Below are 24,522 nucleotides of genomic sequence, written 5' to 3' on the forward strand. Positions count from 1 at the left end.
GACCATATACCGGCTGTCCGAAGAAATGTGTACTTTTGCCCATGTTATCTGAGTTTGGAAACAAAAGCAAAGATAACAAAAAGGGCTGATACCTCGTGAGAAGTGTCAGCCCTAATTCATAAAAAATGTGGGATGTTTAGCGGACAGTAATATTGGAAAATAGGAATTCTCCATGTCTCCCTTTGTTCTTAGCCACATTCCGGCAGTGGCAACCCAACCGTGTCCGAAATTAAAAGTATTGTCGAACGAAAGCTGAAAGTAAGGCTTGTTCATCGTGTAGTGATTGGTTTTGGTGTCAAATGTGAGCCATTGTTTCATCAATGCCACACTCAGCTGTGGCGACCATATTCCAATCTTCGGAGCTACGACGAGCGAGAGTGCCAGGTTCTTCAGCGTAGGGATGTTTCTGTGTGTTACGATAGAGATGGATGGATTGTCCTCCTTCTGTTCCGCCCAAAAGAGGATGGCGTTGCGATAGTCGGTATAGTCGATAGAGAATTGCAGTATTTTCCACATTCCCGAAAGCGAGAGATTGTGCACATACTCGTGTTTCAGATAGGGATTTCCCGTCTGCAAAAGGAAACGGTTGCCGTAAGTAACGTTAGTGCTAAGCTGGCTATAGTTGGGACGCACGGTCCTGCCTGCATAAGCGAGCTGCAACTGAACCTTGCCTAACTGAGTACCCAAGGAAAGCTGTGGGAAGAGATTGCCAAACGATCGACTTTGTTCATCCATGTGTGCACCGTCTTTGAAATAGTCGAATTTCACATGTTCATATCGGAGACCGGCCATCAACTGTCCTATCGGGGTCATACGGGAATACTGGAAGAAATTTGCCCAATGCCGTTCGCGCAGCTCGCTGTTGGCCGACGGCACATAGCCTTCCGCATTGTAGTAGGTGTCGGTTCTGTTGGTCTTGCTCCCCTCAGCTCCTACGGAAAGTTCGCCGCCCAGCAAAGGGAAACTCACATCCAACTTGAATGCTCCCAACGAGTTGCGTACGCTGTTCAACGATGTTACCGTGCGGTCCTGATGGGTAGTGCTCTTCTCGTTGTAAACGGCATTTTCCTCTTGCCCATTCCGCATATAATCTACATTGAGGTTTAGATTTACTTTTCCAAACTTTCCGTTGTAATAGAGGTTCAGGTTGTGTGACGGTTTGTAGATATAGCAATAGTCCACATTGTTCGTCAGATGGTCGTAAAACTCGCCGTTGGCGGTGATATCGAAGATGAGCGGAGTCCAATAATTCTTGTTCGGACTCAAACTTAACTGATAACGGAAACCGATGGAATTGCTGTCGTTCAGCTGAAAGTTTGAACCAATGGTGGGTGTATAACTGAGATTCTTATATTGATAGTTCTGCGAGAACTGCTGATGCCAAAGCGTATCGGCAGCCACGTCTGTGGTAGTGATTCCCTTATAGAAACCCTTGATGTTTGAGTAATAGAACGAGCCGAACACATCCAACCCTTTATGTCGGTAGTTGAAATTGGCTTGCTCTATGAGGTCGATGTTTTCCGATTGGTAATAAGACGAGCGAAGGTCGAAGCCAAAGCCCTCACCGGCTCTGCGGCGTGTCTTTATCTTCACCACCGCCGTAACCGTAGCATCATATTTCACTCCCGGATTTCTGATTACTTCAATGCTCAAAATGTCCTCAGCCTTCAGTCGGTCCAATTCCGTCTTGTCGCGCATCAGCCTACCATTAATATAAAAGATGGGCGAACCTTTGCCAAACACTTCGTAAGCCCCACTCTTCTTGATCAGTCCCGGAACGTGCGCTAACACGTCATCGGCTGTACCGAGTTTGCTGAGCGTGGTGTTGGCAACGGTAGTCATCATGCCCTCGCCCGTCATTTTGTACTGTGGCAGTCGTCCTTTCACCACTACCTCGTCCATTGTCCTTGCCTCCAACTGCATCTGGATAATACCAACGTTCGCACCGCTGCAAGTCTTGAATGCCGTTTGATACCCCACGAACGAGGCGCGGAGAATACCGCCTTTACATTCCGTATCAATCACGAAGCTGCCGTCTTCTTTCGTAACGGCTCCCTTTACGAAAGCCGAATCCTTTGCCGTGAGCAAAACTACATTCACAAACTCCATCGGCGAGTTGTTCTCATCCATCACCTTTCCAGTAATTTGCTGTGCCTGCCCCTGTACAAAAGCCATGCAGCAGAGCCACAGCGATAGAATACATTTTTTCATTTTCTTCATTTTACGTCTAATTAAGAAAGACGGAAAAACTGTCTGTCTTGTGACATTCCAATGCGTTTTTTGTCTTACATGATCATTTTTATACCGCAAAAGTAATGTCTTCAAAGAAAAAAATCACTACACTTTTGGTAAAAAATAGCCTCGGTGATGAATTATTACCCTTTTGTGTAGTGATTTGAGATGATGCTTCACGACTGTTTAGTCGCCGATTATCCCTAATCCCAAAAAAAATCGTTGATATTGGAAGCTGGGACCGGAAAGCAAGAAAGAGTCGGAGCGATGTTAATCCACATTCATCAGCTGTTTTCTGAACCAATTAACAATCAATTCTATGACCGGTTGCTGGAACCAAGGGTCGTCGCCATGTCCGGCATCCTTGAGTTGATAGTAGTCCACCGGAACGCGGAGTGCTTTCAATCCATCGTAAAGATGCTCGCTCTGCATAATCGAGACCATCTGATCATTTGTTCCATGCATGATGAGAAATGGCGGAAGTCCGGTCTTCAGATAACCCATCGGGCTTGCCCATCGTGCTCGTACCAAGTCGTCGTGGATGTCGTAGCTCTGATTTCGCCCATAGGTAACACCATTTAACAGAAGGGCCTCCGTCGCACTTGGCGACTTGTGATACTTGTGAACTTCCGGTGGAAAGCCCTCGTCAACCGAAGCGAGGTCTGTCGGACCAAAGATGTCGCAACAAGCTTGTGTGTCGGATGAGTAATCAAGAAAATCGCCAACGTTGAATTCCTCCACATCGGCAGTCATAGTCACCAAATTGGCAAGATACCCACCGGCAGAATTGCCCATCACGCCAATGCGATTGCCATCAATTCCGAATTTAACGGCATGGGCGCGGAGATAGCGAATGGCTGTCTTTCCATCAATAAGAATAGCGGGGAATGGGTCGGGAATGGCTCTATACTCCACTGCCGCCACCACAAATCCTTGCAATGCCATAGCCATGCGCAATCGACTCCATTTGCCATAGTCTGACGTGGTGAAGCCACCGCCGGGAAAATAAACCACACAGGGTTTGGGCTCGTCAGTATTCGGTACGAAGAGTGTCATGTGAAGGGAGCGTGTTCCGTTCTTGAAATACTGCGCGTAGATAACTTCGTTGATGACATCTATACGCGGTCGGGTTATCTCGACGCTCATCTTTCCTTTATAATATCTCTCGCTTTTTTCAATATCCTGTATCATGTGAGTAATTACGCTGAATGTCTCTATGTTGTATGCGCCTCGTCTTCACCTCGAATGGAACAATGAAGGGAAAGTTTTGCCGCAAACAGCTCAGACGGTTTCTGAGCCACAAAGTTACGGTTTTTCCTCGAATTGACAAAGTTTTATTTTTTTTGCAATCCCCCACATCCGCTCAAAGAAAGTCAGATCATCATCGGGACAATAAAGACATGTACGCTCCATTTTAAGCACCTGCTTACAAGACAAGCGGACAATAGTGGCAGAATGTGTGTATGAGAATTTGCACGGATGTGTTTTTTTCTTTATTTTTGTTGCCGTTATGATAAGAAAAGCTACACGAGAGGATATGGAAACCGTACTCCGTCTTATTGATTGCGGTAGGCAGAAAATGATTGATTCGGGGAACTTGCACCAATGGACGAATGGACACCCCGGAAAGAAACAAATTGAAAGCGACATCATGAATGGGAACAGCTATCTGATTGTCGCGGATGAAGAAAAGCCTGTTGCCACCTTTGCCTTTATAAAGGGATCCGACCCTACCTATGCACGAATAGAGGGTGGACATTGGCTGAACCATGAGGCTTACGGAACACTGCACAGGGTGGCTTCGATTCCGGGAACAAAAGGCATCATGGACACCATTGTGGATTACTGCTTCAGGAAAGTGGAAAACATCCGTATCGACACACATCAAGACAATCTTCCCATGCAAAGAGCCCTGAAGCGATTGGGGTTTGTTTATTGTGGCATTATCTATCTTGAGAACGGCGATCCAAGGGTCGCTTTCCAGAAAAAACGCTGACACCACTTCAATTTTGTCTCATGGTAGGTCGGGAGCTATGGCTGAAAACAGATGTAGCCAAAGTCCCGTCTCATAAAATTATAGATTTATGACTGAAAAAGAAAAACAACAGAAAGGTCTTCCATATCTTGCAAGTGCCCCGGAGGTGTTGAACGACCTGTTTGTATGCGAGGAGGAATGTTTCAACCTGAACATGCTCCCACCATCGAAACGCGAAGAACGCACGCAACGATTGAGAAAGTTATTGGGAAAGACGGGCGAACATTTCAAAATCATTGCACCGTTCTTCTGCGATTATGGCTACAATATTGAAATTGGAGAACATTTCTTCGCCAACACCAACCTCGTTATTCTCGACGAGGCTAAGGTTACTTTCGGCGACCATGTATTCATTGCTCCAAACTGTTCGTTCTATACTGCCGGACACCCCTTGAACCCGGAGGAGCGCAACAAGAATATAGAATACGCTCTCCCCATAAAGGTGGGTAACAATGTGTGGATAGGTGGCAACGTAACGGTGCTGCCCGGAATTACGATTGGCAACAACGTAACCATCGGAGCGGGTTCGGTGGTTACACGCAACATACCCGACAATGTAGTGGCAGTGGGCAATCCGTGCAGGGTTATCAAGGAATTGAAAATGCAGGATGATAGCTTTTAGAATTCTCGTAATCCATTAACAACCACTGTGTTACGAATAAGAAACGATGTAAACGGAGAGAAGTTGTATTGCTTCTTGTAAAAAGTATAATAGTAGATTCGGAACGGTTACGTTCTATCCGTTGTTTCCACATTTTCTTGTTGTCAGTCTATGAACCGCCGAGTTATCTCTCCGTAATGGTCTATTCTGCGATCGCGAAGGAACGGCCACCAGCGACGCACTTCTTCGCTGTGGTCGAGGTTGATACTGATTATCAAGCTCTCCTCATCGTTATCGCAAGCCTGATAGAACATCTCTCCCTGTGGACCTGCTGCGAAACTGCTGCCCCAAAAATGAATGCCATTGGTTAGTCCGCTCGGATCGGGTTCGTGTCCAACTCTGTTTACTGCCACTACCGGCAAACCGTTTGCCACGGCGTGACCACGCATTACAGTAGTCCAAGCTTCTCGTTGTCTGCGCTGTTCATCAGGTTCATCGGTGGATTCATAGCCGATTGCAGTAGGATAGATTAGGATTTCCGCGCCTTGCAAAGCCATCATTCGCGCAGCTTCCGGATACCACTGATCCCAACAGATGAGAACCCCCAATCTCCCCATGCTTGTATTGATGGGCTTAAAACCAAGGTCGCCGGGTGTGAAATAGAACTTTTCATAATAAGCCGGATCGTCTGGAATGTGCATTTTGCGATAGGTTCCGGCAATGGTTCCATCTTTTTCGAATACAACTGCCGTGTTGTGATAAAGTCCGGCTGCTCGTTTCTCAAATAGTGATGTAACGAGCACCACTCCACACTCTTTGGCAAGTGCACCATATAACTCGGTGGAAGGACCGGGAACAGGCTCTGCGAGGTCGAAGTTCGCTACATCTTCCACCTGACAAAAATAGAGTGAGTTGTGCAACTCTTGCAGTACGATGAGTTCTGCGCCGCGTTGTGCGAGGTCTCTAATTCCCTTTGTGAGTTTCTCAATGTTTTTTTGAATGTCTGCTGTGTTGTGAAGTTGCAATATTCCTATATTTATTTCGTGCATACTCTTCAATGTTATTGATGTTGTTATTATGATAGGGTGAGACAGCTCTTTGGGAATTGCATGGTCAGACAGTGAAGCGACCCATGCTGTCTTACTACCGTTGAGGCATCTATCCCTATGATTTCGTGTTGCGGAAAGGCTTTTTTGATAGTTTGCATTGCCAACTTATCCAAATCGGGTTGTTGATAGGTGGGTACGATGACCGCATTATTCAGTATCACGAAGTTGGCATAAGTGGCAGGCAACCGCTCTCCATCCCAAAACATGGGCTTAGGAAGCTGAACTTTCAGCAGCCGGTAAGACCTTCCTTCCGGTGTGCGCAGTGCTGCAATCTGTTCTTCCAACGCTTTTAAGTCTTCATAATGCGGATCAGAAGTGTCATCGGTTCCGTTATAGAGGAGTGTGTCGTTGGGGGCGCATCGCAAGATGGTGTCAATATGTCCATCTGTATCATCACCAATCAGGTTGCCATGCTCAATCCAAACTACTTTTTTCGTGTTGGGAAACAGGTTTATCAAGTTTCTTTCAAGGTCGGGCTTCTTAAGCGGCTGGTTACGGTTGGGAGCGGTAAGGCATGCCGTTGTCGTGAAAAGCGTACCTTTTCCGTCCGTTTCTATGGAACCACCTTCAAGAACAAAATCCTTTTGATTTTCCAAAGTGCCGTTGAAAGTACCAGAAAGATGTAGTTTTTGGTTCATCTCGTTATCCTTTTCGGCGGCAAATTTCATTCCCCATCCGTTGAACCGGAAGTCCAAAAGCAGAAAACGCTTTGATACGTCCTCGCTAATCAGCGAAATAGGTGCCACATCGCGTGCCCACGTGTCATTGGTGTCGCATTTTCTGAAGTGCACTCTTTCTTGTTGATTGACAGAGAGTCGGCTTTTCAACAAAGTTCGTGTTTGCTCTGGGCGTGGAGTTACCACCAGCAAATGTTCTCGGTGTGTGATGGCATCTGCCAATTGAAGAAAAATCTCATTAATATTATCCAAATACGGCTTCCAACCCGTAGCTTCATGTGGCCACATCAGTAGGATGCCACTTTGTGGTTCCCATTCTGCCGGAAGTCTAAACTTGTTTCGCTCTTTGGTATTCACTTTGGGTAGGTTGTTGTTTGCTGCAAAGGTATGAAAAAGAATGAGAATACAGACTGTTTGAGGGAGTCTTTTTTTTAACGAAAGAGCCACCTTCAGAAATGGATTATCGGCTAACGAAGGCTTTTTATGAAGAAATATGCGTTGATGTGGCGATATTCAAGTTTAAATTCGTATCTTTGCAAGCAAAACTTATGCGTAGCGTGAAAATAAAGGATGTTATTGATGCCCTTGAACGATTTGCGCCTCTGCCCTTGCAGGAAGACTATGACAATGCCGGTCTGCAAGTAGGATTAACAGGGACGGAAGTATCAGGGGCTTTGTTGTCTCTTGATGTAACCGACAGTATCATTGATGAGGCATTGGAGTTGGGCTGCAATCTTATTGTGGCGCACCATCCGCTCATCTTCCGTCGTCTGTCGCAAATATCCGATGCCAACTATGTGGAGCATCTTGTGATGAAAGCAATCAAGAACGACATAACCATCGTGGCGATGCACACGAACATCGATGCCGCTCCGGGGGGAGTGAACTTCAAGATTGCTGAAAAGATTGGACTCAAAGACATCTCTTTTCTCGGAAAAACGCAGACCATAATGACGGCTGATACCGAGGTGAAAGGTGGTGAGGGTGTAATCGGAACCTTTGCCGAGCCCATGGCGGCAGATGACTTCATACTGCTACTGAAACGCTTGTTCCAAGTGGAATGTGTGCAAGCCAACCAACTCTTGCGTCGCGAGATAAGAAAGGTTGCCCTCTGTGGTGGTGCAGGTTCGTTTCTGTTGAGCGATGCCTTGCGGGTCGGTGCAGATGCTTTTCTCACGGGCGAGATGCACTATCACGACTATTTTGGTCATGATCAGGAAATCCAAATCTGTGCGATAGGTCATTATCAGAGTGAGCAATTCACGAATGAAGTGTTCCGCGACATCATTAAGAAGCACTGCCCGGGTGTGGCGTGTCATCTGACAAGGATAAACACAAATCCTATCATTTATTTCTAATTAGAAAATATAATCATTTAAATACAAGAAACATGGCAAAGAAAGATCCCAAAGATTTACCGGTAGAAGAGAAACTGAAGAATCTCTATCAATTGCAAAGCACACTCTCTTCCATTGATGAGAAGCGTGCGTTGCGCGGAGAGTTACCTCTTGAGGTGCGCGACCTTGAGGATGAGATTGCCGGGTTGAAGACCCGTATTGATAAAATCAATAACGAAATCAGTGAGTTGCAGAAGGCAGAAACGCAGAAGAAGGGTGAAATCAAAGAAGCTCAAGCGAGTCTGGAACGCTATACCGCACAGCTTGATACCGTTGCCAACAACCGCGAGTACGACACGCTGACCAAGGAAATAGAGTTCCAAACTTTGGAGATAGGGGTGTGCAAGAAGAAGATAGAGGAAGCTCAGGCTAAAGTGCAGAACTGTCAGGAAGTGCTCACCGAGAATGAAGCACTCCTCAGCGATCGTCGAAAGGCTTTGGAAGAGAAGCGCGGAGAGCTTGAGGAAATCATGCAGGAAACACGTGAAGAGGAAGAAGCATTAAAGGAAAAATCCGGTGAAATAGAAACAAAGATAGAGCCGGGATTGCTTCGCAGCTTCAAACGCATTCGCAAAGGTACACGCAATGGTTTGGGAATTGTCTATGTGCAGCGCGATGCCTGCGGAGGTTGCTTCAATAAAATTCCACCTCAGCGACAACTCGACATCAAGATGCACAAGAAAATCATCGTCTGTGAATATTGCGGACGTATCCTCATTGATCCAGAGCTGGCAGGCATTAAGATTGAAAACGCAGATGATAAGCCCAAGAAAAAGAGATCTACGCGAAAGAAGAAAGAAGAGACTGAAGGTTAAAGTCATCTTTTGACAATGTGTATCATACATTTATTTGATAAGCGAGGGTGTACCTATTCCGGCACACCCTTTTTTGTTAGCTTTCTTGTTTCGATCGGAAGACAATTGTACGTTACTTTCCAAACTTTAGCCGCAGACTGTTGAGCACCACACTCACACTGGAAAATGCCATCAATGCACTCGCCCATGAAGGAGTTATCTGCCAATCGATGCCGAAAGCATAGAGCAAGCCTGCTGCAAGTGGAATGCAAATCAGGTTATAGATGAAGGCCCAAAATAGGTTTTGCCATATCATCCTTACGGTGTGCCTGCTAAGTTTTACGGCATCGGGAAGCATTTGCAGATCATCCCCCATGAGAGTCACCTGTGCTACGTCCATGGCTACATCCGTTCCCTTGCCAATTGCAATGCTGGCATTGGCCAAGGCAAGCGCCTGCATGTCGTTAACTCCGTCGCCAACCATTGCCACACACTTGCCATCGGCTTGCAGCTCTTTCACAAGTTTTTCCTTATCCTGTGGCATGACCTGGCTTTTATAATGCTTTATACCAGCTTTCGATGCCCAGTAGCCGACGGCCTCTTCCTTATCGCCACTCATCATATAGATTTCTATTCCACTTTGCTGCAGTTCCTCCATGGCTTTCCTCGCATTGGGTTTCAACGTCTCACGAGCATCAAAGGCCAGACTGTCAGCCTTCGTGAAGTCAACATTCTTGTTGGGAATCGTCAGAGTTCCAGTTTTGTCCGTTACAAGCACATCTATCTTGCGCAACACCTCCAAAGCGCTGGCATCCTTGATGAGGATTCCCTTATCGGCGGCTTTGCCTATTCCCACCATCAGTGCGGTAGGTGTGGCCAATCCCATTGCACAAGGGCACGCTATAACAAGCACCGACACAGCCGAGACTATCGCTTGTGGCAGATAGGCATAGCCACCAATAAGCCACCACAAAAGAAAAGTAGCCAGGGCAAGACCCGTCACAACGGGAACAAACACCAATGCAGCCTTGTCAACAATGCGCTGAACCGGCGCTTTTGACCCTTGCGCTTCCTGAACCATACGAATGATATGCGCAAGGGCAGTGTCCTCGCCTATTTGCCTTGCCTTCATTCGGAATTTTCCTTGACTTGGTATCGTCCCTGCCATCACACGGTCGCCCTTGCGCTTGTCCACTGGAGTCGGTTCGCCTGTCAACATACTCTCATCGACATATGCCACACCTGCCGTCATGAAGCTTTCAGCAGAAAGAACCTCGCCATCGACAGGCACTTTCTCACCAGGGCGAACCTCAAGGATATCTCCAACTTCAATGGTAGATAATGGAACTTCCTCCACTTGATCACCGTTGACGATGTGGGCGGTCTTGGGGGCCAGTCCCATCATCTTCCTAATGGAGGAAGCTGTGCCGTCCTTTGCCTTTTCTTCCAGCAGCCTACCCGTGAGAACGAAAGTGATTATCATCACCGAAGCATCGAAATAGGTATGCCATACTATACCGCGGGTGGTCCAAACCTCATCGCCCCAGAACGTATTGAAAGCACTGAAAAGGAAAGCGATGCACGTTGAGAGGGCGACAAGTGTGTCCATGTTCGCCGTTCGGTGCCTGAGTTGCCTGAAAGCACTCACGTAAAACTGTTTTCCGCAGTACAGAAGGTTTGCCAAAGCTATCAGCATGGCGGTCTGATTGGTCATCCTCGCTGAGCCAAGGTCTATCCAACGCATTGAGATAGCCATGCCAATAATGGCAAACAGCCAGGATATGATGGTCTTACGCCTCAACAAAACGTACTCCCTTTTTTCTATCTCCTCGACCGACTGGCCATCATCGATAATTAGATTGTAGCCGATTCCGTTGATTTCTGCTTTCATATCCATGAGCGAAATCTGCTCAGGGTCGTAGTCAACCAGTGCCGACCGCCCCGGCAAGGAGACGGTTGCGCTCGTTATTCCCGGCAAACTGTTAAGTTTTCGTTCAACGTTGGCAGAGCAAGAAGCACATGCCATGCCAACAACAGGTATAGTTCTCTTCATAAAACATCAATTAAAAATTACGATTGAAACCATTACGGCGTTACTTCGCTGCTGACAGGCAACAGCTTGCCAGCTATAATGTCAGCTCATACCTGCCGCAACTATCTACAACCTCTTTAATTTGTTGTGGGGTTACGTCATTCTCGTCAAACTCAACCGTAACATTGGCATCGACGAGGCTTACCTTTGCGTCCTGAATACCTGACAAAGACTTTAATGATTGTTCAACGTTTGCCTTGCAGTGCTCACATTTCATTCCGCTAACTGAATATATTTTCCTTACCATAACTTTAATATTTAATTGTGAATAATAATTTATCTGCTACAAAGATAAGCATTAAATCACCTCAGTCTGTTATAATTTTATGGGTAAGACTTATAAGATTTCGCATCGTTTATACCTTGTCAATGCTCGTTCGGTTATTCTCTTTCAAAGCTTTGAATTGTGATGGAGTCATGCCCGTCACGCTTTTGAACTGCGTTGAGAGATAAGCCGCTGATGAATAATTCATCTGTAAGGCGATCTGCGATAGTGAAAGTTCGTCGTAACGGATAAGTTCCTTGACCCGTTCGATACGCAACTCTATGTAATAGCGTTCTATTGTCTTTCCCTCCACTTCAGAAAAGAGTTTGGAAAGCGTATTGTAGTTCTGGTGAAGCTCGTCTGAAAGATATTCGCTAATGTTCAAAGGCGAATTAATGTCTCTGTGATGAACCTGCCGAATCAGAGCTTTTTTTACCAATTCGATGGTCTTCTGCCGTCTGTCACTGAGCAATTCGAAGCCCAATGCTGCCAGTTTTTCCATCAGCTCAACACGTTTCTCCGTTCCCAGCTCACCCTCAATCAGCACTTCGCCCAAGTCTATGCGTTGCGGAGACAAGCCCAATTCTTGCAATAGCTTATCGACCACCATCTTACAACGATCGCAAACCATATTTTTGATGTACAGTCTTGTCATAATTCCTCCTGTTTTGTATGTTGATTCACCGTCGTTCCCCGAACAACTTCTTCTCTTGCGAATTCTTTGAAGGTATATATCATGATGGGAATCGTCACGGCAAACGACAGCACATCACTGACAGCCTGACACATTTCGACTCCCAACAACCCGAAAAACATGGGCAAAGTAAAAATCAGAGGTATGAAAAACAACCCTTGCCGGCTAGCTGCAAGGATATTGGCACGTACTGGTTTCCTACACGTCTGTGCCAGCATGTTGCTGCCAATGATAAAAGGACAGAGCGCATAGGTGCAGAGTTGCCAGCGGAATGCCACAACACCGATGGCTATCACCTCTGGGTCGTTGCGGAAAAGCCCTATCAGCGAACTGCTAACCAGCCACCCAACAACAGTAACACACAACAGGAAAATGGTTCCTAACTTCAGCGTGAACCTAAAGGCCTCGCGCAAACGGGAATAAAGTCCTGCCCCATAGCAGAATCCACAAATGGGCTGGAAACCCTGACACAAGCCAATCACTGCCGCGAGTACTAACATTGAGATACGATTAACAATACTCATTGCCGCTATTGCGGAATCGCCATATGCGCCGGCAGCGATGTTCAGGGTCATCGTTGCCAAACAAGCCAGTCCCTGTCGCATGAATGAGGGGCTGCCTCCGTAAAAAATCTCTTTCATTGCCTTCCAAGAGGGAGTGAAATTCTTGAAAAAGATACCGATGTTCTTCTTGTGTCGTGCCATGAAGAACAAAATGAGAAACGAAACCACCTGCCCTATAACCGTTGCCCATGCCGCTCCCTTGATGCCCATTCCCAAGAGAAAAATAAAAATGGGGTCGAGGAGGATATTCAGGATGGCTCCGGAAACGATACCAATCATCGAGTAAGCGGCGTTTCCTTGCAGTCGCATTTGGTTGTTGAGGGTTAGCGAAGCTGTGTGGAAAGGAGCCGATAAGAGTACGATTCCCAAATATTGTTCCGTATAGGGGAGAATAGTGGGCGTACTGCCCAGTAACACTGACAGAGGCTTTAGAAAAAGCAATCCTGCGATGAGAATTGCCATGCCTAAAAGAAAGGAATAGAAAAAACCATTGGATGCCATCTTCACGGCATTCTCTCTTCTCCGTGCGCCCAATTCCCTCGAGATATAGTTTCCGGAGCCGTGCCCGAAGAAAAAGCCACATGCTTGAATAAAGAAAACAACGGAAAAGACGACACCCACGGCAGCCGTGGATTGTGTATCCAACTGTCCTACAAAATAAGTATCGACAATGTTATAGACGCCGGTTACCATCATTGAGATGATGGTTGGGAGTGCCATCTTGATGACAATCCGGTGGACGGGTGCCTGTGTCAGTATCGTAAAATTATCCTGTTCTTTCTGCATGTCAGTTACAAAGTTACAAAAAAGGTGGAGGATAGAATTGCCGGAATATTTAATTTACGCAAAAAGCAGTAAAAAAAGACGAGGGCAAGTCAAATGCTCGTCCTCGCTTCCTTCGCAATGGGGGCTATTTCACCACATCGATTAGTGTTCTGACAATTCTCTCTGCCGATCTGCCGTCCCATCTATCAGGCAGTTCGGATGCTTTCCATCTGCCGTTTACCATATCTTTCACGGCTTCACGAAGATTTTCGGCGTCTTCACCAACGAGGAGATTTGTTCCTTTCTTCACCGTTTCGATGTGTTCGGTATAACTATTCAGTGTGGCACAAGGCACATTATTGAATGTTGCCTCTTCCGCCACATTTCCCGAGTCGGTTATTACGCCACAAGCATGGGCGGCAAGATATCCGAAGTCTAAATATCCTAATGGTTCGATGACGTGTAAATTCTTACATTTCACCACCTTCATGTCGGCGATGGTGGCTTTTGCCGATTGGCGCAATGGGGCGATTATCGGCATGTTGCCGGCACTTTCCGTCAGGGCGGTGAGCATCTTCTCCAAATTTACCTTGTCGCTCATGAGTGCTTTTCTGTTCAGCGTGAAAAGCAGATATTGTTTCTCCTTCAGGTGCAGATCCTTCAATGCCGGTATGTCATCTGCCGTCAAGCCTCTCATGCGGTCGCGGTTATAGCGGATGTTATCGATGAGAATATTTCCGACCATATATACTTTCGACAATTCCGCGCCCTCTTTGTTGGCTATGCTGTTGTTGCTCAGCCCTGCCGTGAAGAGGATATCCGACAGTCCGTCAATCACTAACCGATTAATTTCCTTTGGCATCGTGATATCGAATGAGCGTGTGCCGGCAGCGATGTGCACTAAGGTAATGCCTTGCTTTTTGGTTACGATAGCTGCTGCCATAGTGGATGCGAGATCGTCCACCACAATCACAGCATTTGTGGGGTGTGCTTGAAGATAAAGCTCGAATTTGGACATTACCTGACCCGTAAGGTCGTTAAGGTTTTCACAAACCACTCCCAAACAAACATCCGGACGATTGATCTCAAGATTGGTAAATAAACCATCCTCCAGCGTAGTATCATCAGCCTTGCCGGCATAAACCAGCGAGTAGGATACCTTGCGTGAGTCATCTTCTCCACCTTGCATCTTCTCCACCAAGCGGATGATGGGAGCCACCTTTATGAAATTGGGGCGTGCTCCGCAAAATATGCAAATTCTTAATTCTTTCTTTTTTTCTGACATAGAATTTTATATAGCTGCAAAAGACTTATTCTCCTTTGAACATTTCTTTGATACCACCGATAGAACCCATCATGCCCGTAGCTTCGTAAGGCAGGTAAACGGTCTTTTGGTTCTCATTCTTTGCCAATTCTCCCATCATCTGAATGTATTTTTGTGCGATAAGGTAGTTGGCAGGATTGGTACTTTTCCCGACAGCTTCGGTTATCTTGGAGATGGCAACAGCTTCCGCTTCTGCTACTCGAATGCGTGCTTGCGCTTCTCCTTCCGCGATGAGGATAGCTTGTTCGCGTTCGGCTTCCGCGCGATTGATGCGCGAGGTTTTCTCACCTTCTGATTGTAGGATGGCTGCTTGCTTCTCGCCCTCGCTGGTAAGAATGGTGGCTCGCTTGTTGCGTTCTGCCTGCATTTGCTTCTCCATTGCCTGCAAGACGCTCTCCGGGGGGATAATGTCTTGCAGTTCCACTCTGTTCACCTTGATGCCCCATTTGTTGGTGGCATCGTCGAGTACGGAACGCAATTTCGTGTTAATGGTGTCGCGAGAAGTAAGCGTTTGGTCCAGTTCCATCTCGCCAATGATATTACGAAGCGTTGTTTGGGTAAGTTTTTCGATGGCGTTGGGAAGGTTGTTGATTTCATACACAGCCTTGAACGGATCGACAATCTGAAAGTACAGCAAGGCATTGATTTGCATCTGAATGTTATCTTTGGTGATAACGTTTTGGCGGTCGAAGTCATATACCTGTTCGCGCAAGTCGATGGAGGTGGTGTAGCTGTATCTTCCGTTTCTCAAGGCAACGATTTCTTTTGCGCGATCGATGAATGGTATGATGATATTGATACCGGGTTGGAAAGTGCCATAATACCTTCCAAGTCGCTCGATGATGCGTGTCTCACTTTGTGGAATGATTACAATTGCCATCTTGGCAAAAACAATGACCAACAGGATAATGGCTGCTAAAACGATGGATCCTATATTCATAATGATAAATGTTTTGGTGTTTTCTATATATCTCAGGCTTTTTCAACGGTGATGATGATAGAGTTAAGCTGAATGACGCGTACGGACATTCCAATCGCTATTTCTGCATTTTCGGATGACTGCGCTTTCCATGAGTCGCCGTCAATTTTTACTCTTCCGTAGCCGTTGGCCTCGATTTTTTCTGTTACCACTCCCACGCGACCGATGAGTGCTTCGGCGTTGGAAACGCGGTGCTCGCCTCCTTTATGAAAATACTTCAGTGCCATGGGACGGACAAAAAATATACTGAGCAGGGTGGAAATGGCAAATACGATGATTTGGATGGTAATACTGTTTGTTATTCCCGATACAATGGCAGCTGCTGTTCCACCAATGGCGAAGCATAAAATAAAAAAGTCGCCGTTGGTCAGTTCTAAGACGAGGCATAAAAGACTGACCAATATCCATGCCAACCAAAGATTGTGAGCAAAATACTCTATCATAGTTGTTTGTTTTTAATTTCGATGGTAAAGTTAGTAAAAGATATTGAATGTGGCAACTTTTGTGAAAAAAAAACACCAATGAGCAAATGTTCATGGATGATTCATGTCGTTCTGCTCATCGGTGTCCGGATAGTTGATGGATAAATTCTCAACGCATTATCGGATATGCAAAGTTCTTTGATTTTTCTTTGTGTTGTTGCCTTTATAATATTTCATTGCTTCAGGCATCCATTTCTTGATGTTCTCCACGCGTTTGGCATCTGAGGGGTGGCTGCTGAAAAATTCCAATGTGGAATTTTTCGATGAGGCTGCCATTCTTTGCCAGAAGCCTATTGCGTTTTGTGGGTCGTAACCTGCCATGGCAGCGAAGATCAGTCCCATATAGTCGGCCTCGTTCTCGTTGCTACGGCTGTATTTCAGGTTTTGGAACGTGAAATATTCTCCTGCCACTTGCGATGCCACATCGCCTACGCCACTGCCTATGGCTGAATTGAGGACGGCTCCCAAGACCGAAGTCCCTATGTTTTGGTTTTGTTTCTTGGTCATTTGTTCCGCGCTGTGCTTTGCCACGGCATGTGCTATCTCGTGTCCCAACACGATGGCAAGACTGGGCTCGTTTTGTGTGTAGGGCAACAGACCTTCAAAAACGACAATTTTCCCACCGGGCATGCAAAAAGCGTTGGCTTGCTTGTCTTGAACGAGATTAAACTCCCATTGGAAATTATTCACCTCATTGGCATAGCCGTTGCTTCTCAAGTAGGTTTCAACGGCTGTTGCCAGTCGTTTACCCACACGTGTTACCATTTGGCTGTTCTTTATGTTGGTCGATTTCTTTGCCGATGCCATGAATTTGGCATACTCTTGTTTGCTTAAACTCAACAATTCGCCATCGCTAACACTGATTTTATGCTGTCTCCCTGTTAGTGGCACCGTCGAAGTTGTACCGCAGGCAGCGAGCGTCGCTACCAAAACGGCTGTTAAAAGATACTTAACTCGTTTCATTATTTTGTAATATTTTTGTTCGTGTTTATTGTAGGTTCTTCAGCTTTCAACAATTGTGGCTGAAATGGATTCTTTCGTAGCCTTTACACATTTTCTTGGTCATTGCCGAAGTCCGTTTGGGTTGTTATCCTATCTCACGGGATAGCCGTATCTGCCTATATTATATAGGTAGTTTCTGTTCTTTGGTTGTGGCATGCGATCCACTTCCACGTTGATAGAGATGGAGTTTTGATTGCGTTCTCCCCATCGGTAAGTAACGCCTCCCCCAATTCTGTCCATGAAGCGATTTGCCATGCCGGAATATCCATAGCCCATATAAGGATGGTAGCCCCAATCATAATAGGCAGGCGCGTAGCCCATTCCGAAACCACCGTATCCCAATGCTCCGCATCCCATCAGCCATGGGCTGAAATTGTCTGACGTGAATGCTTTTTGTACAAAAGCGTAAGCACTCCAATGTTCATCAAACTGATAGCCCAAGAGAGCGTTGATGCCTGCCGAGGTATAGTTGTTACCATCGTAAATCATGTTGTTGAAATATCCTCCCACTGCCAATGTGGTTTTGGGTGAGAGATTAGTAACATACATTAATGATACGTCTTGAGTGAAGCCGGCTCCGTTGTGATAGCCATTTCCAAAATTGGCAAACACGGATGCGCCCACATTCACGTTCAATCCCCGGTGAAGTCGCCATGCACTCGTGTCCCATCCGTAATCCCAATACGGATAGTGTATATCGTTCGGTGTGATTACTTGTCCGTTCTCATCAACAAGAGGAAGATTATTGTCGATTTGCTGTTGCTGCACGCGTTCTTCAGCCAACATGCGTGCATACTCCTTCTCAGCTTCTGTGGCTTTTCTCGGACCCTGAAGGTGTGCCGATTCTATAGGTGCAATATCCGTGCTCTCCATTGATTCGGTATCATGGATATCTTGCCCATATAGAGAAATGCTCAGCAGAATGGCTGTTGATATGATAAATATCTTCTTCATACGTTGCAAATTTAGTTTATCACCTTCAATCTTCCAAAAATTTTAAAACTTATTAGCCTTTATTCCATACTCGCATGCAATTTATCAAGGTAAGAGACATTGGCGTGTTGATATTGGGAAGTGAAGTTTCTTTCGCTTAAACTCAAATTGGTCGAAACCACTTTAGTTCTTTCTCCTAATGACCGCCATCGGAAATATTCAATTATAGATGTTTGTTATTCAGAAACTTAGCAACTAAGACCATACGCCATGAACTCATAACAACACCTGTCTGTCCGGGCAAGACAAGAAATAAGCATGTTCTTTGTTTTGCCAAGTCATTGAAAACGCGAAAATTTTCCCCGGCTATATGAGAAAAGTTCAATAATGTCCTAAATTTTCTTCCTTCATCTATCCAAAGCTTACCTTTTGATTTCCAAAAGGTAAGCTTTTGCAATGCAAAAGGTCATGAATTGGAGCGCAAAAGCTAAGCTTTTAAATCGCAATTAATATCGTCTTGATTATCAATAGATTACAAAGCGTGTCCCGGACGCAGTTTTTGTAATATAATTTCGGGGTGATGGTCGGGGCGAATGTGCGCTATCAAGCGTCTGTTTGCCATCATCTGAATACGAACTGGAGGTATGAAAGGATTGGTGCTGTCCGGCATTGGAACAAAATACGTCCGATCCCATGATTTGATGCAACTTTGCGTGAGAGACTCAAAAAAATCATTCAGGACACCATTGGAAAAGATAAAGGACTTCTCACTGCCATGCGACACCGAAAAATCCCAATGATTGATTTGAGGTAAAGTGATTTTTTCTTTCTTTAGGATTGAGAGAAAAGATGAGAAAAAGGTCGTGCTATGATTTTAGCATTTGCGTTACCACTTCCACTTTGTTAGTTTCTTTTTGTTGTGAAACTTGGAGTAAAAGAATGGTTATTGCAAAATAAGGTGTATTTATGTTTCATTCTGCCATTTTCACATCTTCTTAGAGTTGAAGTTCCGGGAAAATAAAAATGTAGATTTTTGAATAGTTTAATAAGAAATATTTTGTAATGTTGTTAGTTCTTGCTATTTTTACACCCTGAATAAACTAACGCCTAAATTATAAAAAAATAAAATGGTACGAGAAAAACAAATCGTTGAGTGCGTTCCAAATATTAGCGAAGGACGCAACAAAGAAGTTATCAAACAAGTTACGGACGAAATAGAACGCGTGAAAGGCGTGAAACTCTTGGATGTTGATCCGGGTGAAGCTACAAACCGCACAGTTATTACTTTCGTCGGTACCCCTGATGTAGTGATGGAGGCTGCTTTCCGTTGTGTTCAGAAAGCCGCTCAGCTTATTGATATGCGTCAGCATCACGGTGCACACCCTCGTATGGGTGCTACAGATGTTTGCCCATTGATACCGGTTTCCGGCATTACACTTGAGGAGTGTGCAGAATTGGCGCGCAAATTGGCAGAGCGCATTGCCACTGAGCTGAAAGTTCCTTGCTATTGCTATGAGGCTGCCGCAAGAACACCGGAACGTAAGAATCTCGCGATTTGTCGTAAGGGAGAGTATGAAGGCTTACAAGAAAGAATGACCGTTGAGAAGGAAGCGCCCGATTTTGGCGCACGGCCTTGGGATGAAGGAGTTGCTCGTAGCGGTTGTACGGCTGTGGGTGCGCGCGATTTCCTGATTGCCACCAATTTCAATCTTAACACCACTTCCACTCGTCGTGCCAATGCCATAGCCTTTGATGTCAGGGAAAAAGGACGTCCACAGCGAGAAGGCGGTTCACCGGTAGGTAAGCCCATGAAAGATGCCAATGGCAAGACTATTATGATTCCCGGAACGTTGAAAGGAACCAAAGCCATTGGCTGGTATATTGATGAATATGAAATCGCACAGGTATCGATGAATATTACCGATATCAACGTTACTCCGCTCCATGTGGCATTCGACGAGGTGAGTCGTTGTGCGCAGAATCGTGGCGTTCGAGTTACGGGTACGGAAATTGTGGGCTTGATACCGAAACGCACACTCATCGATGCCGGTAAATATTTCTTGAAGAAGCAGCAACGCTCTACGGGTATTCCCGAAAACGATATTATAAAGATTGCCATCAAGTCTATGGGGTTGGACGATTTGAAAGAGTTTAATCCTCGTGAGAAAGTGATAGAATTCCTTTTGGAAGACGCACAAAAGTCGGAGAAGCTGATCGACCTGACCGTTAAAGGCTTTGCCGATGAGACATCGCGCGAGTCTCCAGCTCCTGGTGGAGGTACCATCTCTGCTTACATGGGTGCGCTTGGCGCCGCTCTCGGTACGATGGTGGCAAACCTTTCCAGCCACAAGGCAGGTTGGGATGCACGTTGGGAAGAGTTCAGTAATTGGGCAGATAAAGGGCAGATGGTTCAAGCCGAACTGATGATGCTTGTTGATGAAGATACAGAAGCATTTAATCGCATCATGGAGGCATTCGGACTGCCAAAGGGAACCGATGAAGAGAAAGCGGCTCGCTCTGCTGCCATTCAGGCTGCCACGTTGTTCGCCACGGAAGTTCCTTTGCACACCATGAAGGCTTCTTATAAGGTGTTCGAGATATGCAAAGCCATGGCAGAAGAAGGCAATCCCAACAGTGTCTCTGATGCTGGTGTAGGCGTTTTAGCAGCTCGTGCAGCTGTCTTGGGTGCTGGATTGAACGTTAAGATCAATGCTGCCGGATTGAAAGATCGTGCCACTGCGGACAAACTCGTTGGGGAGGCCAACGAACTGATTAAGAAAGCCAACGAACAAGAGGCTGAAATCATGAAGATTGTAGAAGAAAAATTGTAATTAACATAAAAACTATAGAACAATGACAAAAGAACAGTTTATTGCTGATATCCGTGCCGGAATTCCCGACACACTGCCGGAACCACAGGCTTACGACACAACGATAAATCACGCTCCGAAGCGTAAGGATATTCTTACTTCGGAGGAAAAGAAACTTGCTCTTCGCAATGCTTTGCGTTATTTTCCGAAGAAGTTCCATGCTACGTTGGCGCCTGAATTTGCAGAAGAATTGCATAAATACGGCCGAATTTATATGTATCGTTTCCGTCCGACTTACGAAATGTATGCTCGTCCCATTGATGAGTATCCTCACAAATCGGAGCAGGCTGCTGCCATCATGATGATGATTCAGAACAACCTCGACAAGGCTGTGGCTCAACATCCACACGAATTGATCACATACGGTGGCAATGGAGCAGTGTTCCAGAACTGGGCACAGTATCGTCTCGTCATGAAATATTTGAGTGAGATGACCGATGAGCAGACACTTGTAATGTACTCCGGACATCCTCTCGGACTTTTCCCATCACATAAGAATGCACCTCGCGTAGTGGTTACCAATGGTATGGTAATTCCCAATTATTCAAAACAAGACGACTGGGAACGCGACAATGCTTTGGGTGTTAGCCAATATGGTCAGATGACAGCCGGCTCGTATATGTATATCGGTCCGCAAGGCATCGTTCACGGTACTACCATCACCGTGCTGAATGCCGCTCGCAAAGTGGGTGGCGACAACATGAAGCTCTTTGTTACCGCAGGATTGGGTGGAATGTCGGGAGCTCAGCCGAAGGCAGGCAACATTGCCGGCGTGGTGAGCGTAACGGCGGAAATCAATCCGTTGGCAGCTCGTAAACGTTATGAACAAGGTTGGGTGGACGAACTGCACGAGAACCTTGACGAGTTGATACCGGCAATCCGCAAGGCGGTAGAGGAAAAACGCGTCGTTTCTTTGGCATACGTTGGTAACGTGGTTGACCTTTGGGAGCGTTTGGCAGAAGAGAACATCCGTGTGGATCTCGGTTCCGACCAGACATCGCTCCACAATCCTTGGGCAGGTGGTTACTATCCCGTGGGTATATCTTTTGAGGAAAGCAAACGCATGATGGCAGAAGAACCTGAAAAATTCAAAGAGAAGGTGCAGGAGTCGTTACGTCGTCAGGTGGCAGCCATCAACAAACTAACTGCCAACGGCATGTACTTCTTTGATTACGGCAACGCTTTCCTCTTGGAGTCGAGTCGCGCCGGCGCAGATATCATGGACAAGGATGGCAAGTTCCGTTATCCTTCATACGTTCAGGATATCATGGGCCCGATGTTCTTCGATTATGGCTTTGGACCTTTCCGCTGGGTTTGTTCGTCTGGCGACCCGAAGGATTTGGAAGTTACCGACCGCATTGCCACAGAAGTGTTGGAGGAAATGCGCAAGACTGTCACTCCCGACATCATTGGTCAATTGGATGATAACATCCACTGGATAAAGGAGGCAGGGAAGAACAAACTTGTTGTCGGCTCACAAGCTCGTATTCTTTACGCTGACTGCGAGGGCAGAACGAAGATAGCCTTGGCATTCAACGAAGCCATAAAGAAGGGTGAAATCAGTCGTCCCGTCGTATTGGGTCGCGACCACCACGATGTTTCCGGTACCGACTCTCCTTTCCGCGAGACCTCCAATATCTATGATGGCTCACAGTTCTGTGCCGATATGGCAGTGCAGAACGTTATTGGCGATGCTTTCCGTGGTGCTACATGGGTATCCATCCACAACGGTGGCGGCGTAGGTTGGGGTGAAGTGATGAACGGTGGCTTCGGTATGGTCATCGATGGTGGCGAGGATTCAGAACGCCACATCCGCGAAATGCTCCTTTGGGACGTAAACAACGGTATCACACGTCGCAGCTGGGCTCGCAACAAGGGTTCCATCGATGCCATCAAACGCGAGATGGAACGCACGCCGGGCTTGAACGTTACGCTTCCGAACTTTGTGGACGACGACGTGATAGATAAAGCTTTTTAACAGATTATAAACACGCAGACAAGAAAGCAATGCCGATAGTTCGAATAGTCGTTAAATATAACCCCTACAGTCGATTAAATAGAACGACTGTGGTCGATTAAGTAGAACGACAACGGTCGATTAAGTAGAACGGCAACGGTCGATTAAATAGAACGACTCGACAGGCAAAAGTACAGGCTCGGTTATTGCTTTCTTATCCCTTGCGAAGAACAATAAAAACAAAAGAAAATGACACATAAAATAAGTGCGGAACACCTCTCTATTGAGAGAATAGGTGAGATAATAGAAAAAGGCATCAAACTGGAATTGTCAGCTGACGCTCGTCAGCGCATCATTCGTTGTCGCGAATACCTTGACAAGAAAATAGAAACATCCGACAAACCTATTTACGGTGTAACAACCGGTTTTGGTTCATTGTGCAAGATATCCATCGACAAACAACGTTTGGCTGATTTGCAGAAGAACCTGATGATGTCGCACGCTTGCGGTGTGGGCGAACGTGTGCCCAATGACATCGTGAAGATCATGTTGCTGCTTAAAGTTCAATCGCTCAGCTATGGTTATTCCGGCTGTCAGGTAGAGACAGTTGAGCGCCTTATCGACTTCTTCAACAACGACATCTATCCAGTGGTTTACATGCAGGGCTCACTCGGTGCTTCCGGCGACCTCGTTCCATTGGCACACCTCTGCCTTCCATTGCTTGGTATTGGAAAAGTAGAATACAAGGGTGAAGTCATCACCGGTGAGGAAATGTTGGAGAAACTGAATTGGAACCCCATCCAGCTCGTATCTAAAGAAGGCTTGGCACTGCTCAACGGAACGCAGAATATGAATGCCTTTGCCGTTTGGTGTCTGCTTCAGGCACAACGTCTGAGTGACTGGGCTGACAAGATTGGAACAATGTCGCTCGAAGCTTACGACGGACGTATCGAACCGTTCACACACGCCGTTCATGCCGTTCGCCCACATCAGGGACAGATAGAGACGGCCAAGCACATTCGCGAGTTGCTCGAGGGAAGCGAACTCATCAAGCAACCGAAAGTAAACGTGCAAGATCCATATTCTTTCCGTTGTATGCCACAAGTTCACGGTGCGTCCAAAGACACCATCCGCTATGTGAAGTCGGTCATCGACATCGAAGTGAATGCAGCTACCGATAATCCCACCGTATGCCCAGATGAAGATTTGGTCATCTCCGCAGGCAACTTCCATGGCGAACCTATCGCACAGCCGATGGACTTCTTAGCCATTGCCCTTTGCGAATTGAGCAATATCTCGGAACGAAGAATTTACAAACTTGTTTCCGGAACGCGCGACCTTCCGAGCTTCTTGGTTGCCAAACCAGGTGTAAACAGTGGTTTCATGATTCCACAGTACACAGCAGCTTCCATCGTGAGTCAGAGCAAGATGTATTGTACTCCGGCTTCCGCCGACAGCATTCCATCCTCACAAGGTCAAGAAGACCATGTCAGCATGGGCGCCAATGCAGCCACGAAACTCTATCAAGTCGTATTGAACACTGAACGTGTACTCGCCATCGAGCTTTTCAACGCAGCACAAGCACTTGAGTTCCGTCGTCCGCTGAAGTCATCACCTGCTATAGAAGCCATCTTCGAGGCTTATCGCAAGGAAGTGCCTTTCGTTGAGAACGACCAGTTTATGGCTCCTCACATTGCCAAATCAGTGGATTTCTTGAGAAAGTAAACAACTTATATTAATCTCTAAGCCTC

20 protein-coding genes are annotated in these 24,522 nt (G+C 46.3%); 7 read left to right on the top strand and 13 right to left on the bottom strand.

Annotated features, from left to right (window positions below; all coding sequences use genetic code 11):
- Positions 1-111 precede the first annotated feature (111 nt).
- Both ETF27_RS04315 and ETF27_RS04320 read right to left on the bottom strand, forming a co-directional pair.
- The gene (locus ETF27_RS04315) at positions 112-2,211 is read right to left on the bottom strand and encodes a TonB-dependent receptor domain-containing protein (protein WP_158635976.1); all 2,100 of its coding nucleotides are present in this window, start codon (positions 2,209-2,211) and stop codon (positions 112-114) included.
- A 291-nt stretch (positions 2,212-2,502) separates the two neighbouring features.
- Complete coding sequence (locus ETF27_RS04320; protein WP_130829525.1) at positions 2,503-3,423, bottom strand: alpha/beta hydrolase; 921 nt, start codon at positions 3,421-3,423, stop codon at positions 2,503-2,505.
- Positions 3,424-3,742: 319 nt separating this feature from the next.
- On the opposite strand from ETF27_RS04320, the gene ETF27_RS04325 reads away from it, so the two are divergent.
- A complete protein-coding gene (locus ETF27_RS04325) occupies positions 3,743-4,228 on the top strand; it encodes a GNAT family N-acetyltransferase (RefSeq protein WP_130829526.1) in 486 nt (161 codons plus the stop codon).
- A gap of 88 nt (positions 4,229-4,316) precedes the next feature.
- Entirely contained in the window at positions 4,317-4,889 is a 573-nt protein-coding gene (locus ETF27_RS04330) for a sugar O-acetyltransferase (protein ID WP_130829527.1), read from the top strand.
- A 143-nt stretch (positions 4,890-5,032) separates the two neighbouring features.
- On the opposite strand, the gene ETF27_RS04335 is transcribed toward ETF27_RS04330, so the two are convergent.
- Both ETF27_RS04335 and ETF27_RS04340 read right to left on the bottom strand, forming a co-directional pair.
- Positions 5,033-5,917 carry a carbon-nitrogen hydrolase gene (locus ETF27_RS04335; protein ID WP_130829528.1) on the bottom strand — a complete coding sequence of 295 codons (885 nt, stop codon included), beginning with the start codon at positions 5,915-5,917 and terminating at the stop codon, positions 5,033-5,035.
- A 26-nt stretch (positions 5,918-5,943) separates the two neighbouring features.
- On the bottom strand, positions 5,944-7,011 hold the full coding sequence (locus ETF27_RS04340; protein WP_147785535.1) for an agmatine deiminase family protein: 1,068 nt from the start codon (positions 7,009-7,011) through the stop codon (positions 5,944-5,946).
- Between the two features lie 191 nt (positions 7,012-7,202).
- Here ETF27_RS04340 and ETF27_RS04345 point away from each other — a divergent pair, with 191 nt between their 5' ends.
- Together ETF27_RS04345 and ETF27_RS04350 are read left to right on the top strand one after the other, a co-directional pair.
- Positions 7,203-8,012, top strand: a complete 810-nt coding sequence (locus tag ETF27_RS04345) for a Nif3-like dinuclear metal center hexameric protein (RefSeq protein ID WP_130829530.1) — start codon at positions 7,203-7,205, stop codon at positions 8,010-8,012.
- Between the two features lie 32 nt (positions 8,013-8,044).
- Entirely contained in the window at positions 8,045-8,866 is an 822-nt protein-coding gene (locus ETF27_RS04350) for a zinc ribbon domain-containing protein (protein WP_130829531.1), read from the top strand.
- A 112-nt stretch (positions 8,867-8,978) separates the two neighbouring features.
- Here the strand turns inward: ETF27_RS04350 and ETF27_RS04355 are convergent, their stop codons facing one another.
- The 9 genes from ETF27_RS04355 to ETF27_RS04395 form a co-directional block, all read right to left on the bottom strand.
- Positions 8,979-10,898, bottom strand: coding sequence for a heavy metal translocating P-type ATPase (locus ETF27_RS04355; protein ID WP_147785536.1), 1,920 nt, complete (start codon positions 10,896-10,898; stop codon positions 8,979-8,981).
- A 73-nt stretch (positions 10,899-10,971) separates the two neighbouring features.
- Positions 10,972-11,184, bottom strand: a complete 213-nt coding sequence (locus ETF27_RS04360; RefSeq protein WP_060940209.1) for a heavy-metal-associated domain-containing protein — start codon at positions 11,182-11,184, stop codon at positions 10,972-10,974.
- 109 nt (positions 11,185-11,293) lie between these two features.
- Positions 11,294-11,857, bottom strand: a complete 564-nt coding sequence (locus tag ETF27_RS04365) for an AraC family transcriptional regulator (RefSeq protein WP_130829534.1) — start codon at positions 11,855-11,857, stop codon at positions 11,294-11,296.
- Positions 11,854-13,245: an MATE family efflux transporter gene (locus ETF27_RS04370; RefSeq protein WP_147785537.1), complete on the bottom strand. Its 1,392-nt coding sequence runs from the start codon at positions 13,243-13,245 to the stop codon at positions 11,854-11,856. Before ETF27_RS04370 ends, ETF27_RS04365 begins: the two co-directional genes overlap by 4 nt.
- Positions 13,246-13,369: 124 nt before the next feature.
- The gene (locus ETF27_RS04375; RefSeq protein ID WP_130829536.1) at positions 13,370-14,509 is read right to left on the bottom strand and encodes a UDP-N-acetyl glucosamine 2-epimerase; all 1,140 of its coding nucleotides are present in this window, start codon (positions 14,507-14,509) and stop codon (positions 13,370-13,372) included.
- A gap of 25 nt (positions 14,510-14,534) precedes the next feature.
- The gene (locus ETF27_RS04380) at positions 14,535-15,488 is read right to left on the bottom strand and encodes an SPFH domain-containing protein (RefSeq protein ID WP_130829537.1); all 954 of its coding nucleotides are present in this window, start codon (positions 15,486-15,488) and stop codon (positions 14,535-14,537) included.
- A gap of 32 nt (positions 15,489-15,520) precedes the next feature.
- Complete coding sequence (locus tag ETF27_RS04385; RefSeq protein ID WP_130829538.1) at positions 15,521-15,970, bottom strand: NfeD family protein; 450 nt, start codon at positions 15,968-15,970, stop codon at positions 15,521-15,523.
- A gap of 156 nt (positions 15,971-16,126) precedes the next feature.
- Positions 16,127-16,972, bottom strand: coding sequence for a M48 family metallopeptidase (locus ETF27_RS04390; RefSeq protein WP_147785538.1), 846 nt, complete (start codon positions 16,970-16,972; stop codon positions 16,127-16,129).
- Between the two features lie 129 nt (positions 16,973-17,101).
- On the bottom strand, positions 17,102-17,965 hold the full coding sequence (locus ETF27_RS04395; RefSeq protein WP_147785539.1) for a hypothetical protein: 864 nt from the start codon (positions 17,963-17,965) through the stop codon (positions 17,102-17,104).
- 1,106 nt (positions 17,966-19,071) lie between these two features.
- Here ETF27_RS04395 and ftcD point away from each other — a divergent pair.
- From ftcD to hutH, 3 genes are all read left to right on the top strand, one after another.
- Positions 19,072-20,775, top strand: coding sequence for a glutamate formimidoyltransferase (ftcD, locus tag ETF27_RS04400; RefSeq protein WP_147785540.1), 1,704 nt, complete (start codon positions 19,072-19,074; stop codon positions 20,773-20,775).
- Between the two features lie 22 nt (positions 20,776-20,797).
- Positions 20,798-22,792, top strand: coding sequence for a urocanate hydratase (locus ETF27_RS04405; protein ID WP_147785541.1), 1,995 nt, complete (start codon positions 20,798-20,800; stop codon positions 22,790-22,792).
- Positions 22,793-23,020: 228 nt separating this feature from the next.
- Positions 23,021-24,496 carry a histidine ammonia-lyase gene (hutH, locus tag ETF27_RS04410; RefSeq protein WP_147785542.1) on the top strand — a complete coding sequence of 492 codons (1,476 nt, stop codon included), beginning with the start codon at positions 23,021-23,023 and terminating at the stop codon, positions 24,494-24,496.
- Positions 24,497-24,522: the final 26 nt, after the last annotated feature.

The sequence above is a fragment of the Prevotella brunnea genome (genome assembly GCF_008016795.1).
GTDB classification, from domain to species: Bacteria; Bacteroidota; Bacteroidia; order Bacteroidales; family Bacteroidaceae; genus Prevotella; species Prevotella brunnea.